General features: G+C 72.0%; 1 protein-coding gene. It reads left to right on the forward strand.

The genetic code is table 11. The annotated features are described in order from the left end of the window. Window positions 1-6: 6 nt before the first annotated feature. Window positions 7-16,220, forward strand: a 16,214-nt coding sequence (locus tag JK364_RS56650; protein WP_443732280.1) for an SDR family NAD(P)-dependent oxidoreductase, incomplete at its 3' end; no start/stop codon positions are given.

The raw sequence follows: 16,220 nt of genomic DNA on the forward strand, positions 1-16,220 counted from the left end.
GCGTTGGTGGATACCGCCGACCTGGATGCCGCGTATTGGTGGCGGAATCTGCGGGAGCAGGTGCGGTTCGCGCAGACCATAGCGGCGATGCCGGTGGCCGGGTTCGTGGAGGTGTCCCCGCATCCGGTGCTGGTGCCGGGTATTGAGGGTCGTTGGGCGGTTGGTTCGCTGCGCCGTGACGATGGCGGTCAGCGGCGTTTGCTGGCCTCGTTGGGTGAGGCGTGGGCTCATGGCGCGGTGGTGGATTGGACCCGTCTGATTACCGGTGGGAAGCCGGTGACGTTGCCGACGTATCCGTTCCAGCACCGCCGGTATTGGGCGTCGGGTGGCGGGACGGGCCGGGGTAACGCGGGGCACCCGTTGCTGGAGTCGGCGGTGCGGCTGGCTGAGGATGCGGGTTGGGTGTTGTCGGGTCGGGTGTCGGCGGGGACGAGCCCGTGGCTGGCTGATCACGCCGTGTCGGGGACGGTGCTGGTTCCCGGTGCGGCGCTGGCTGAGCTGGTGTTGCACGCCGGTGACCGGGCGGGGTTGCCGGCGATCGGGGAGATCACCTTTGAGCAGCCGTTGGTGTTGGACGGCGCGGCCGATATCCAGGTGCGGGTGGAAGACGGCCGGGCGAGCGTGTTCTCCCGGGCGGGTGAGCAGTGGATTCGGCACGCGACCGCGACCTTGGTCGATCCGGTCGGGATGGTGGACGGCCTGGCTGAGCAGTGGCCGCCGGCTGGTGTGCAGGCACTTCCTGTCAGTGACGCTTACGACGTCTTGGCCGCTCGCGGGTATGAGTACGGGCTGGCGTTCCGTGGTCTGCAGGCGGCCTGGCGGCTCGGCGAGGACGTGTACGCCGAAGTGGAACTGCCCGCTGGGGATGGCCAGGACGGGTTCGCGATCCATCCGGCTCTGCTGGACTCGGCTCTGCACGTGATGATCGTGGCCGCGGAGGACGGTCACGGGGTGCGTTTGCCGTTCGCGTGGCATGATGTGCGGTTGCACGCGACGGGAGCGTCGGCGTTGCGGGTGCGGTTGAGCCCGGCGGGTCCGGACGCGTTTTCTCTGCTGGCCGTTGACGGTGAGGGTCAGCCGGTGGTGTCGGCGGCGGCGCTGGTTTCCCGCCCGGCCGACACTGGTCAACTCACCAGCTCCGGCACGAGCACGGGGCTTCTGTCGCTCGAGTGGGCGCCGCTGAGCCTTGGGCCGGCACCGGTGCAGGCCTGGGTTCACGTTGGCCCGGAGCTGGATCTGCCCGAGGCCATGGACGAGCCGGTGCTTGTGTCGGCCGAGCCGGCCGACGTGTCCGCGGCCCTGGCGCTGGTGCAGGCGTGGCTGGGGGCCGGGTATCCGGCGGGGTCGCGGCTGGTGGTCCGTACCCGTGAGGCGGTCGCGGCGGCCGAGGGCGACACGGTTGCTGGGCTGCGGTCGTCGGGGATCTGGGGGCTGGTCCGGTCGGCGCGGTCCGAGCACCCGGACGCGGGGCTGGTGTTGCTCGACGACGACGGGCGCCCCGAGTCGGCCGAGATCACCGCCGCTGCGCTGGCGACCGGGGAGAAAGAGCTCGCGTTGCGGGCGGGGGCGGTGCTGGTGCCCCGCCTGCGCCCGGCATCGGCCGCACCCGAGCTGCCGACCGGTGCGGGGGCGTGGCGGCTGGAATGGGCTGCGGGCGGGGATCTGGACGGGGTGCGAGTGGTTCCGGCGCCGGACGCCGAGCGGCCGCTGGGCCCCTATGAGGTCCGTATCGCGGTCCGCGCGGCCGGAGTGAACTTCCGTGACCTGTTGTCGGCGCTGGGCATGCTGCCCAACGACACCCGGCCGCCGGGCAGCGAAGGCGCCGGGCTGGTGGTCGAGGTCGGCCCCGAGGTGCACGGCCTGGTGCCCGGCATGCGCGTGATGGGGATGTTCCAGGGATTCGGCCCGCTGGCGGTGGCCGACGCGCGGCTGATGGTGCCGGTGCCGGACGGGTGGAGCGATGTCGAGGCGGCGGCGATCCCGATCGTCTATCTGACGGCCTATCACGCGCTGTTCGACCTGGGCCAGGTGCGGGCGGGGGACCGGGTGCTGATCCACGCGGCGTCCGGCGGTGTGGGGATGGCGGCGGTCCGGTTGGCGTTGGCGGCCGGGGCCGAGGTGTTCGCGACGGCGAGTCCGGCCAAGCAGGCCGCGGTGGCGGAGCTGGGCGTGACGCGCATCGCTTCTTCGCGTACGGCGGACTTCGCCGCTGAGTTCGGCCAGGTCGACGTGGTGCTGAACTCGCTGACCGGCGAAATGTTGGACGCGTCGCTGGGGATGCTGGCTGACGGCGGCCGCTTCGTCGAGCTGGGCAAGACTGACATCCGTGACCCGCGCCAGGTCCCGTTCGACGTGGCGGATCTGGACCCGGACCGACTGGCGGTGATGTGGCAGCGAGTCCTGGAGCAGGTTGAGCCGCTGCCGGTCGCGGTGTTCCCGGCCGCTCAGGCGGGTGCGGCGTTGCGGTTCATGAGCCAGGCCCGGCATGTGGGCAAGATTGTGCTGCGTCTGCCCGGCGTGGGTGACGGCGCGGTGCTGATCACCGGTGGGACCGGGACGTTGGGCGGTCTGGTCGCCCGGCATCTGGTGGACCGGCACGGGGTGCGGGATCTGGTGTTGGTCAGCCGGTCAGGGCCGGATGCGCCCGGTGCGGCTGAATTGGCTGCTGAGCTGGAGCTGGCTGGGTCGCGGGTGCGGATCGTCGCCGCGGACCTGTCGGATCGTGCCGCGGTCGACGCGCTGGTGGCGGGTATCGCGGATCTGTCCGGGGTGGTGCACGCGGCCGGGGTGCTCGAGGACGTGCCGGTGACCTCGGTGACCAGTGAGTCGCTGGCCCGGGTGCTGGCCGCCAAGGCCGAGACGGCCTGGCACGTACACGAGGCCACCGCAGGCCGGGATCTGCGGATGTTCGTGCTGTTCTCGTCGCTGGCGGGACTGCTCGGCAATCCCGGACAGGGCAACTACGCCGCGGCCAATTCCTATCTGGATGCCCTCGCCGCGCACCGGACGTCCCTTGGGCTGCCGGCGGTGTCCATCGCTTGGGGTCTGTGGGAGCGGCGCAGTGCCATGACCGGTGCGCTGGCCGAGGTTGACCGGGCCCGGCTGGCGCGTGGCGGTGGTGTGGTGCTGGGTACGGAACAGGCATTGGGCCTGCTGGACCGGGCGTTGAGTATTGGCCGGCCGGTGGTGGCGGCGGGCTTGGATGTGGGTGCGGTCCGGGGCGCCATCGCGGCCGGGACGCCGGTACCGTCGGTGCTGCTCGGTCTGGGGCGTCGGCCACGTCGTGCCATCGCGGCCGCCGCGGGCTCTACCAGCGTACTGGGCCGTCGCCTGCTGGGCCTGGGCGAAGCTGAGCGGCTGCTGGTCCTGCTGGATCTGGTGCGTGAGCACGCGGCGGTGGTGCTGGGCCATGGCGACGCGAGCGGCGTGGAGTCCGGGCGGGCGTTCCGGGATATCGGCTTCGACTCGCTGACAGCGGTGGAGTTGCGGAACCGGCTGGCCGCGGCGGCCGGGCTGGCGCTGCCCGCCACGCTGGTCTTCGACTACCCCACACCGCAGTTGCTGGCGGATTACCTGCTGGGGCGGGTGACCGGCGCGGCCCCGGCCGCGGTGGAGGTCGTACCCGCGTCACGGTCGGTGGATGAGCCGGTCGCGATCGTGTCGATGGCGTGCCGCTATCCGGGTGGGGTGGTGTCGCCGGAGGACTTGTGGCGGCTGGTGTCCGATGGCGTGGACGCGGTCGGTGACTTCCCGGCGGACCGCGGCTGGGATTCTGAGTCGGCTGATTACGCGCGGGTGGGCGGTTTCCTGTCCGGCGCGGCCGACTTCGACGCGGAGTTCTTCGGGATCTCGCCGCGTGAGGCCCTCGCCATGGACCCGCAGCAGCGGCTGCTGCTGGAGGTGTCCTGGGAGGCGCTGGAACGGGCCGGCTTCGACCCGACCGGGCTGCGCGGCTCCGACACCGGGGTCTTCGCCGGTCTGGCCTTCCAGGGCTATGAATCACAGCTGTCCGACAGCGACGGCAGCGGTTTCCGGCTGACCGGAAACACGACGAGTGTGGCGTCCGGCCGGGTGGCGTACGCGTTCGGCTTGGAGGGTCCGGCGGTCACGATCGATACGGCGTGTTCGTCGTCGCTGGTGGCGATGCACCTGGCCGCGCAGGCGCTACGTAACGGTGAGTGCTCGCTGGCGCTGGCCGGCGGCGTGACGGTGATGGCCACCCCGGGGACGTTCGCGGAGTTCGCGGTGCAGGGCGGGCTGGCATCGGACGGCCGGTGCAAGGCGTTTTCGGCCGGAGCGGACGGCACCGGCTGGGGTGAGGGCGTCGGGGTGCTGGTGCTGGAGCGGCTGTCGGAGGCGCGGCGGCTCGGGCATCCGGTGCTGGCGGTGTTGCGGGGCAGTGCGGTGAACCAGGACGGGGCCAGCAATGGGCTGTCGGCTCCCAACGGTCCGTCCCAGGAGCGCGTCATCCGCCGGGCCCTGGCCGATGCCCGGCTGACCCCGGGCGGTATCGATGTGGTCGAGGGGCACGGGACCGGGACGGCACTCGGGGACCCGATCGAGGCTCAGGCGTTGCTGGCTACCTACGGGCAGGACCGGTCGCAGGAGCGGCCGCTGTGGCTGGGGTCGGTGAAGTCGAACATCGGCCACACTCAGGCCGCCGCCGGCGTGGCCGGTGTGATCAAGATGGTCGAGGCGATGCGGCACGAGATGCTGCCCCCGACTCTGCACGCCGATGAGGCATCGTCGCATGTGGACTGGTCAGCCGGGGATGTGCTGCTGCTGAACGAACCGCGGTCCTGGAAGGCCAATGGACGGCCGCGCCGGGCCGGGGTGTCGTCGTTCGGGATCAGCGGCACGAACGCACACGTGATCCTCGAAGAAGCCCCCGTCGAGCCGGTCGCGGCCCCGTCGCCGGAGCCGGTGGTGACCGGTGGCGTCGTGCCGTGGGTGCTGTCGGCGCGGTCGGCCCCGGCGCTGCAGGCGCTGGCCGGCCGGCTGGCCTCGGATGTCCCCGCTGGGGCCGACATCGCGGATGTGGCGGGGTCGCTGGCGCGGGGCCGGGCGGGGCTGGAGTTCCGTTCGGTGGTGCTGGGGGTTGACCGTGAGGAGCTTGGGCAGGGTCTGGCGGCGGTGGAGTCGGTCGGGGCGGTGATGCGGGGTCCGGTGGCGTGGGTGTTCCCGGGTCAGGGGTCGCAGTGGGTTGGTATGGGGCGTGAGTTGGCGGAGTGTTCGCCGGTGTTCGCGGGTGTGCTGGATGAGGTGTGTGCGGTGGCGGATCCGTTGCTGGGCTGTTCGCTGCGGGAGGTGATGTTTTCCGGCGCCGAGGTGCATCAGACCGGGTTTACGCAGGTGGCGGTGTTCGCGTTCGAGGCTGGTCTGGCTGCGGTGGCGCAGGCCGCGGGTTTGAAGCCGGATTTCGTGGCCGGTCATTCGGTGGGTGAGGTGACGGCTGCCTATGTGGCTGGGGCGGTCACGCTTGAGGATGCGGTGCGGTTGTTGGTGGCGCGTGGTGCGTTGATGCAGGGGTTGCCGTCGGGTGGGGCGATGGCGGCGGTGCAGGCCGGCGAGGCGGTGGATCTGTCCGGTCTGGAGGACCGGGTTGCTGTGGCGGCGGTGAACAGTTCGTCGGCCGTGGTGCTCTCCGGTGATCGTGACGCCGTCGAGGAGGCAGTGGGTCGGCTCGTGGGTCGGAAGGTGCGTTGGCTGGAGGTCAGCCATGCGTTCCATTCTCCGTTGATGCGCCCGATTGCCGATGAGCTGGCGCAGGTGGTGGCGGGGGTTCGGTTCTCCGAGCCGCGGATCCCGTTGGTTTCGGCGGTGACTGGTGCCGTCGCCGGTGCGGACGTGCTGGGTGACCCGGGTTATTGGGTGGAGCAGGCGATTGGCACGGTCCGGTTCCACGACGTGGTCCGTTTCCTGCACGCTCGCGGGACGGCCGGGTTCCTGGAGCTTGGTCCGGACACGGTGTTGTCGGCTGTGGTCTACGACGGCGGCGACAGCGAGGTGTGGGCGGCCAGTCTGGCCGAGCGCGACAACGCCGGGGCACCTCGTCTGCTGGCGGGTCTGGCTGACGCGTGGACTCATGGCGCGGCGGTGGATTGGACCCGTCTGGTTCCGGTCGGTCGTCGGGTGGTGTTGCCGACGTATCCGTTCCAGCGCCGCCGTTATTGGGCGTCGGGTGTTGGGACGGGCCGGGGTAGTGCCGGGCATCCGTTGCTGGAGTCGGCGGTGCGGCTGGCTGAGGATGCGGGTTGGGTGTTGTCGGGGCGGGTGTCGGCCGGGACCAGTCCGTGGCTGGCCGACCATGCGGTGTCGGGGACGGTGCTGGTGCCGGGTGCGGCGTTGGCGGAGTTGGTGCTGCATGCCGGCGACCGGGCCGGGCTACCGGCGATCGGGGAGATCACGTTCGAGCAGCCTCTGGTGCTCAACGGCCACGGCCCGGTCGATTTCCAGGTGCGGGTCGACGGGGACAGGGCGAGCGTCTTCTCCCGTACGGGAGAGCAGTGGATCCGGCACGCCACTGCCACCCTGGCCGACCCGGTCGGGACGGTGGCCGGTCTGGACGGGCAGTGGCCTCCGGCCGGGGCAGAGCCGCTGCCGGACGTGGATACCTACGAGGTCATCTCGGCGCGGGGGTTTGACTATGGCCCCGCGTTCCGTGGCCTGCGGGCCGCCTGGCGGCTCGGTGAGGACCTGTACGCCGAGGTGGAACTCCCCGCCGCCGTGGGGGAGGGACAGGCCGGGTTCGCGATCCACCCGGCGCTACTGGACGCGGTCCTGCACGCCGTCATCGCCGCCGGGAACGGCAGCGGGGCGCTGTTGCCGTTCGCGTGGCGTGATGTGCGGCTGCACGCGACCGGCGCGTCGGCGCTGCGGGTGCGGCTGAGCCCGGCCGGGCCGGACGCTGTCTCTCTGCTGGCCGTCGATGGTGAAGGCCAGCCGGTGGTATCGGCCGCCGCGATGATTTCCCGGTCCGCCGATATCAGCCGGCTGGCCGCCACCGGCCAGGCCGCGGGCTCCGGCTTGCTGGCTCTGGAATGGACACCGGTCAATCCCGGACCCGAGCCGGAGCGGACGCCGGTGCGGGTGGGATCCGAACTGGACCTGCCCGAGGTGGCGGATGAGCCGCTGATCGCCTGGGCTGAACCGGCGGACGTACCCGCGGCTCTGGCCCTGGTGCAGGGCTGGCTGGCGGCCGGCTACCCGGCCGGTTCACGCCTGGCGGTCCGCACCCGTGACGCGGTGTCGGCGGCCGACGGGGACACCGTGGCCGGGCTGGAGTCGGCGGGGATCTGGGGCCTGGTCCGGTCGGCGATGGCCGAGCACCCGGATGCGGGCCTGACGCTGCTCGATGTCGACGGCCGTCCCGAGTCCGAGGCGATCGCCGACGCGGCCACGGCCACCGGGGAAAGGGAAATCGCCGTGCGCGGCGGGGCGGCTCTGGCGCCGCGGCTGCGACCGATACCGGTCACTCAGCCGGCCGCCGGGCCCGACCTCGACGGCACAGTGCTGATCACTGGTGGGACCGGAACGCTCGGCGGCCTGGTCGCCCGGCACCTGGTGGACCGGCACGGCGTGCGGGACCTGGTACTGGTCAGTCGTTCCGGACCGGACGCGCCCGGCGCCACCGACCTCGCCGCCGAGCTGGAGGCGGCCGGGGCCCGGGTGCGGATCGCGGCCGCCGACCTGGCTGACCGTGCCGCGATGGACGCGCTGGTGGCCGATACCCCTGATCTGGCCGGGGTGGTGCACGCGGCGGGAGTCGTCGAGGACATGGCGGTGACCTCGCTGAACCCGGCGTCGCTGGGCCGGGTGCTGGCCGCCAAAGCCGAGACGGCCCGGCACCTGCACGAGGCCACCGCAGGCCGGGATCTGCGGATGTTCGTGCTGTTCTCGTCCCTGTCGGGGCTGCTGGGCGGTGCGGGGCAGGCCAACTACGCGGCCGCCAACACCTACCTGGACGCCCTCGCCGCCCGCCGGACGGCCCAGGGGCTGCCCGCCGTCTCGATCGCCTGGGGCCTGTGGGAGCAGGACAGCGCCATGACCGGCGCGCTGACCGCCACCGACCGGGCCCGGCTGGCCCGTGTCGGCGGCGTGGCCCTGCCGACCGAGCAGGCACTGGGCTTGCTGGACCGGGCGCTGAGCGCGGGCCGGCCGGTGGTCGCGGCGGGACTGGATGTGGGCGCGGCCCGCGACGCGACCGCGGCCGGGACACCGCCGCCGTCGGTGCTGCGTGACGTGGTCCGTGCGCCCCGCCGGTCGGCCGCGAACGGGCAAGGTGCGAGCACCTTCGCCCGTCGACTGCTGGGCCTCGGCGAAGCTGAGCGGTTGCTCGTCCTGCTGGATCTGGTACGCGAACACGCCGCCGCCGTTCTCGGCCACGGTGATGCGAGCGGTGTGGAGCCGGGGCGGGCGTTCCGGGATCTGGGCTTCGACTCGCTGACGGGGGTGGAACTACGAAACCGGTTGGCCACTGCGGCCGGGTTCGCGTTGCCGGCCACGCTGGTCTTCGACTACCCGACGCCGCAGGTGCTGGCCGAGTATCTGCTGGCCCAGGTGACCGGCGCGGCCCCGGCCGTTGCCGAGGTCGTTCCGGTGTCCCGGCCGGTCGATGAGCCGATCGCGATCGTGTCGATGGCCTGCCGCTACCCCGGTGGGGTGGCCTCGCCCGAAGACTTGTGGCAACTGGTCGCCGATGGCGTGGACGCGGTCGGTGACTTCCCGGCCGACCGGGGCTGGGAGACGGAGTCGGCCCGATACGCGCGGCTGGGCGGTTTCCTCAGCGGGGCGGCCGACTTCGATGCGGAGTTCTTCGGGATCTCGCCGCGTGAGGCGACGGCGATGGATCCGCAGCAACGACTCCTGCTCGAGGTGTCCTGGGAAGCCCTGGAGCGCGCCGGCCTGAACCCGGCCGCGATGAAGGGCACGGACACCGGCGTCTTCGCGGGCCTGATCGGCCAGGACTACGGTTCCGCGCCGGGCGGTGAGGGCTACCGGCTGACGGGCAAGATGTCGTCCGTGGCGTCGGGGCGCGTGGCGTACGCGTTCGGCCTGGAGGGCCCGGCGGTGACGGTGGATACGGCGTGTTCGTCGTCGCTGGTGGCGATGCACCTGGCGGCTCAGGCGCTGCGGAACGGTGAGTGCTCGCTGGCGCTGGCCGGGGGCGTGACGGTGATGGCGACGCCAGAGGTGTTCGCGGAATTCGCCCTGCAGGGCGGGCTGGCGTCGGACGGTCGGTGCAAGGCGTTCTCGGCCGGAGCGGACGGCACCGGCTGGGGTGAAGGCGTCGGGATGCTGGTGCTGGAGCGGCTCTCGGAGGCCCGGCGGCTCGGGCATCCGGTGCTGGCCGTACTGCGGGCCAGCGCGGTGAATCAGGACGGCGCGTCCAACGGCCTGTCAGCGCCGAATGGTCCGTCGCAGGAACGGGTGATCCGGCGGGCCCTGGCCGATGCCCGGCTTTCCGCTTCGGATGTGGATGTGGTCGAAGGGCACGGGACCGGGACGGCACTCGGGGACCCGATCGAAGCGCAGGCGTTGCTGGCTACCTACGGGCAGGACCGGTCGCAGGAGCGGCCGCTGTGGCTGGGGTCGGTGAAGTCGAACATCGGCCACACTTCGGCGGCGGCCGGCGTGGCCGGTGTGATCAAGATGGTGGAGGCGATGCGGCACGAGATGCTGCCGCCGACACTGCACGCGAGTGAGGCGTCGCCGCATGTGGACTGGTCGGCGGGGGATGTGCGGCTGCTGACCGAGGGTCAGCCGTGGGATTCCGACGGGCGGCCTCGCCGGGCCGGGGTGTCCTCGTTCGGTATCAGCGGCACCAATGCACACGTGATCCTGGAGCAGGCTCCCGTTGAGCCGGTCGCGGCCCGGTCGGTGCCGCCGGTGGTGACTGGTGGTGTGGTGCCGTGGGTGTTGTCGGCGCGGTCGGATGTGGCGCTGCGGGTGTTGGCTGACCGTCTGGTGTCGGTTGTCCCGGCCGGGGCGGGGATCGTGGATGTGGCGGGGTCGCTGGCGCGGGGCCGGGCGGGGCTGGAGTTCCGGGCGGTGGTGCTGGGGGCTGACCGTGAGGAGCTTGGGCAGGGTCTGGCGGCGGTGGAGCCGGTCGGGGCGGTGATGCGGGGTCCGGTGGCGTGGGTGTTCCCGGGTCAGGGGTCGCAGTGGGCCGGTATGGGTCGTGAGTTGGCGGAGTGTTCGCCGGTGTTCGCGGGTGTGCTGGATGAGGTGTGTGCGGTGGCGGATCCGTTGTTGGGCTGTTCGCTGCGGGAGGTGATGTTTTCCGGCGCCGAGGTGCATCAGACCGGATTCACGCAGGTGGCGTTGTTCGCGTTCGAGGCTGCTTTGGCTGCGGTGGCGCGGGCGGCGGGTGTGGAGCCGGACTTTGTCGCCGGTCATTCGGTGGGTGAGGTGACGGCTGCCTATGTGGCTGGGGCGGTCACGCTTGAGGATGCGGTGCGGTTGTTGGTGGCGCGGGGTGCGTTGATGCAGGGGTTGCCGTCGGGTGGGGCGATGGCCGCGGTGCAGGCCGGCGAGGCGGAGGTGGATCTGTCCGGTCTGGAGGACCGGGTTGCGGTGGCGGCGGTGAATGGTTCGTCGGCGGTGGTTCTTTCTGGTGACCGGGATGCGGTGGAGGAGGCGGTGGGGCGGCTGGCGGGTCGGAAGGTGCGTTGGCTGGAGGTCAGCCATGCGTTCCATTCTCCGTTGATGCGTCCGATTGCCGATGAGCTGGCGCGGGTGGTGGCGGGGGTTCGGTTCTCCGAGCCGCGGATTCCGTTGGTTTCGGCGGTGACTGGTGCCGTCGCCGGTGCGGACGTGCTGGGTGACCCGGGTTATTGGGTGGAGCAGGCGATTGGCACGGTCCGGTTCCACGATGTCGTCCGTTTCCTGCACGCTCGCGGGACGGCCGGGTTCCTGGAGGTTGGCCCGGATAGGGTCCTGTCGTCTGTGGTCCATGACGGTGGGGCGCAGGTGTGGGCGGCGAGCCTGGCCGAGCGCGATGACGCGGGGGCGCGTCGTCTGCTGGCGGGTCTGGCTGAGGCATGGACTCATGGGGCGGGGGTGGATTGGACGCGTCTGGTTCCCCAGGGAAGCCTGGTCACCTTGCCGACGTATCCGTTCCAGCACCGGCGGTATTGGGCGTCGGGCGGCGCGACGGGTCGGGGCAGTGCCGGGCATCCGCTGCTGGACAGTGCGGTGCGGCTGGCTGAGGATGCGGGCTGGGTGTTGTCAGGTCGGGTGTCGGCCGCGACGAGTCCGTGGCTGGCGGATCACGCGGTGTCGGGGACGGTGCTGGTGCCGGGCGCGGCGTTGGCGGAGTTGGTGCTGCATGCCGGGGATCGGGCCGGGTTGCCCGCCATCGGGGAGATCACCTTCGAACAGCCTCTGGTGCTCAATGGCAGCCCGGTCGATCTGCAGGTGTCGGTCGAGGGCGGTCAGGCGGCCGTGTTCTCCCGTACCGGGGAGCAGTGGACCCGGCACGCCACCGCGGCCCTGGCCGATCCGAACGGGACGGTCGCGACCCTGGACGGGCAGTGGCCCCCGGAAGGTGTGCAGCCGCTGCCCCTTGATGACGCTTACGAGGTCATGGCGGCTCGCGGATACGAGTACGGGCCGATGTTCCGTGGTCTGCAGGCGGCTTGGCGGCTCGGCGAGGACCTGTATGCCGAGGTCGAGCTGCCCGCCGGTGATACTCAGGACGGGTTCGCGATCCATCCGGCGTTGCTGGACGCCGCGTTGCACGTCCTGATCGCCGCCGCCGAGGACGGTGACGAAATCGGGTTGCCGTTCGCCTGGCGGGATGTGCGGTTGCACGCGACCGGTGCGTCGGCGTTGCGGGTGCGGTTGAGCCCCGCCGGGTCGGATGCGTTTTCTCTGCTGGCTGCCGACGGTGAGGGCCAGCCGGTGGTATCGGCCGGTGCGATGGTGTCCCGCCCGGCGGACACGGGTCGGCTCACCGGCCCCAGCGCGGGCGCGGGGCTGCTGTCGCCCAAGTGGGCGCCGGTGAGCGTTGGACCGGCACCGGAGCGGGTTTGGGTCCAGGTCGGCTCGGAGCTGGATCTGCCCGAGGCCACGGACGAGCCGTTGCTCGCCTGGGCTGAGCCGGCGGATCTGCCCGGGGCGCTGGCGCTGGTGCAGGTGTGGTTGGGGGCTGTGTACCCGGTGGGCTCGCGTCTGGCGGTCCGTACCCGTGACGCGGTATCGGCGGCGGACGGCGACACCGTGGCCGGTTTGACGGGATCTGGGGTCTGGGGTCTGGTGCGGTCGGCGATGGCCGAACATCCGGACGCGGGCCTGGTGCTGTTCGACGACGATGGCCGCCCCGAGTCCGCTGAGGCCGTCGTCGCCGCCCTGGCTACGGGGGAAAGGGAACTGGCCTTGCGGGCGGGTGCCGTGTTGGTGCCTCGCCTGCGCCCGGTTCCGGGCGGGTTAGACCTCCCGCAGGGGCCGGGTGCGTGGCGGCTGGAGTGGGCTGCCGGCGGGGATTTGGACGGGGTACGAGCGGTTGCGGCTCCGGACGCCGAGCGGCCGCTGGGGGCGTACGAGGTGCGGGTCGCGGTCCGCGCGACGGGGGTGAACTTCCGCGATGTGCTGAAGGGCCTGGACATGCTCCCCGCCGATTCCCGGCAACCGGGCGGCGAGGGTGCCGGGGTCGTGGTCGAGGTCGGCTCCGAGGTGACCGGTCTGGTGCCCGGCATGCGGGTGATGGGGTTGTTCCCGTGGTTCGGATCGCTCGCGGTGGCCGACGCGCGGCTGATGGTGCCGGTGCCGGACGGATGGAGCGATGTCGAGGCGGCGGCAGCACCGATCGCGTATCTGACCGCCTATCACGCGCTGTTCGATCTGGGCCGGGTGCGGGCGGGGGATCGGGTGCTGATCCACGCGGCGTCGGGCGGGGTCGGCATGGCGGCGGTCCGGCTGGCGTTGGCGGCGGGGGCCGAAGTGTTCGCGACGGCGAGCCCGCCGAAGCAGGCCGCGGTGGCAGAGCTGGGCGTGACGCACATCGCTTCCTCGCGTACGGCGGACTTCGCGGGTGAGTTCGGCCAGGTCGATGTCGTGTTGAACTCGCTGACCGGTGAGTTGCTGGACGCCTCGCTGGGGATGCTGGCTGACGGCGGCCGGTTCGTGGAGCTGGGCAAGATCGATATCCGTGATCCGCGGCAGGTGCCGTTCGACCTGGGGGATTTGGACCCCGACCGGGTTGCCGTGATGTGGCAGCGCGTTCTGGAGACAGCCGTTCCGCTGCCGGTCACCGTGTGGCCGACCGCCCAGGCGGGTGCGGCGTTGCGGTTCATGAGTCAGGCGCGGCATGTGGGCAAGATCGTGTTGCGCCTGCCCGGTGTGGGTGAGGGTGCGGTGCTGATCACCGGTGGGACCGGGACGTTGGGCGGTCTGGTCGCCCGGCACTTGGTGGACCGGTACGGTGTCCGGGATCTGGTGCTGGCCAGCCGGTCGGGACCGGCCGCCTCCGGCGTCGACGAGCTCGCCGCCGGGTTGGAGGCGCTCGGGGCGCGGGTGCGGGTCGTGGCGGCGGACCTGTCCGACCGTGCCGCGGTGGATGCGCTGGTGGCGAGTATCCCGAATCTGGCCGGGGTGGTGCACGCGGCCGGGGTACTCCAGGACATGCCGGTGACGTCGCTGACCGGCGCGTCGCTGAGCCGGGTGGTGGCCGCCAAGGCGGACGCCGCCTGGCATCTGCACGAGGCGACGCGGGATCTGGACCTGCGGATGTTCGTGCTGTTCTCGTCCCTGTCCGGACTGCTGGGCGGCGCGGGACAGGGCAACTACGCGGCGGCCAACACCTATCTGGATGCCCTCGCCGCGCACCGGACGGCCCTCGGACTGCCGGCGGTGTCGATCGCCTGGGGCCTGTGGGAGCAGGCGAGTGGCATGACCGGCACGCTGACCGAGGCGGACCGGGCCCGGCTGGCGCGGGGCGGCGGTGTGGCGCTGCCGACCGGGCAGGCGCTGCGGTTGCTGGACGCGGCGGTGGCCGGTGGCGAGCCGGTGGTGGCGGCCGGTCTTGACGTGGGCGCGGTCCGCGATGCGGTCACCGCCGGCCACGCACTGCCGTCGGTGCTGGGCGATCTGGTCCGTGTGCCCCGCCGGGCCGCCGGGGCCGCACAGCGCGGGGGTACCCTCGCCCGCCGGCTGGCCGGCCTGGGCGAGGCCGAGCGGTCGCATATCCTGCTGGATCTGGTACGCGAACACGCCGCCGCCGTTCTCGGCCACGGTGATGTGGGCGGTGTGGAGTCGGGGCGGGCGTTCCGGGATCTGGGCTTCGATTCGCTGACGGCGGTGGAGTTGCGTAACCGGTTGGCCGCCGCGGCCGGGTTCGCGTTGCCGGCCACGCTGGTCTTCGACTACCCCACCCCGCAGGTGCTCGCCGAGTATCTGCTGGCTCAGGTGACCGGCGCGGCCGCGGCCACGCCGACGACAGTCGTCACGGAGAGGGCGCCGACGGGAGAACCGATCGCCGTGGTTTCGATGGCGTGCCGCTACCCCGGTGGGGTGGCCTCGCCGGAGGATCTGTGGCGGCTGGTCTCCGACGGCGTTGACGCGGTCGGAGACTTCCCGGCCGACCGCGGCTGGGAGACCGAGCCGGCCGGATACGCGCGGGTGGGCGGTTTCCTGTCCGGTGCGGCCGATTTCGATGCCGGGTTCTTCGGGATTTCGCCGCGTGAGGCCCTCGCCATGGACCCGCAGCAGCGGCTGCTGCTCGAAGTGTCCTGGGAAGCGCTGGAACGCGCGGGCCTGGACCCCTCGGAGTTGCGCGGCTCCGACACCGGGGTCTTCGCCGGACTATCCGCCCAGGACTACGGTTCCGCGCTCGCTGCCCAACGAGCGGCTGAGGGTTACTGGCTGACGGGTCACACGCCGAGCGTGGCGTCGGGCCGGGTGTCGTATGCGCTGGGCCTGGAAGGTCCCGCGGTGACAGTGGATACGGCGTGTTCGTCGTCGCTGGTGGCGATGCACCTGGCCGCGCAGGCATTGCGGAACGGCGAGTGCTCGCTGGCGTTGGCCGGGGGCGTGACGGTGATGGCGACGCCGGTGATGTTCGCGGAGTTCGCTTTGCAGGGCGGGCTGGCGGCCGATGGCCGGTGCAAGGCGTTTTCGGCCGGAGCGGACGGCACCGGCTGGGGCGAGGGTGTCGGCGTGGTGGTGCTGGAGCGTCTGTCGGAGGCGCGGCGGCTCGGGCATCCGGTGCTGGCGGTACTGCGGGGCAGTGCGGTGAACCAGGACGGGGCCTCCAATGGCCTGTCGGCGCCGAACGGTCCGTCGCAGGAGCGCGTCATTCGCCGGGCGCTGGCCGATGCCCGGCTGACCCCGGCTGATGTGGACGCGGTCGAGGGGCACGGGACCGGGACCACGCTCGGGGACCCGATCGAGGCGCAGGCACTGCTGGCGACCTACGGGCAGGACCGGTCGCAGGAGCGGCCGTTGTGGCTGGGGTCGGTGAAGTCCAACATCGGCCACACTCAGGCGGCGGCCGGTGTCGCCGGTGTGATCAAGATGGTCGAGGCGCTGCGGCGCGGGGTGCTCCCGGCGACGCTGCACGCCGGTGAGGCATCCCCGCACGTGGACTGGTCGGTCGGCGATGTGCGGCTGCTGACGGAGGCGCAGGAGTGGGAGCCGGCGGACCACACCCGACGCGCAGGAGTATCCGCGTTCGGGATCAGCGGCACGAACGCTCATGTCATCCTCGAAGAAGCTCCCGCTGAGCCGGTTGTGGCTCCGTCGGCGGAGCCGGTGGTGACCGGTGGTGTGGTGCCATGGACCTTGTCGGCGCAATCGGATGCGGGGCTGCGGGCGCTGGCGGCCCGGCTGGTGTCGGAGGTCCCGGCCGGGGCCGACATCGCCGATGTGGCGGGGGCACTGGCAGCGTCGAGGGCGGGGCTGGAGTTCCGTACGGTGGCCCTCGGGACGGATCGCGAAGAGCTGGAGCGGGGTCTGGCGGTCGTAGCGGCGGCTGGACCGGCGACCAGCGGCCCGGTGGCGTGGGTGTTCCCGGGGCAGGGGGCGCAGTGGGCCGGTATGGGGCGTGAGCTGGCGGAGTGTTCGCCGGTGTTCGCGGCGGTGTTGGACGAAGTGTGTGCGGTGGCGGATCCGTTGTTGGGCTGTTCGCTGCGGGAGGTGATGTTTTCCGGCGCCGAGGTGCATCAGACCGGGTTTACGCAGGTGGCGGTGTTCGCGTTCGAGGCTGGTCTGGCCGCGGTGGT

Origin of the sequence: Streptomyces endocoffeicus, from assembly GCF_016741935.1 — a bacterium.
GTDB lineage: Bacteria > Actinomycetota > Actinomycetes > Streptomycetales > Streptomycetaceae > Streptomyces > Streptomyces endocoffeicus.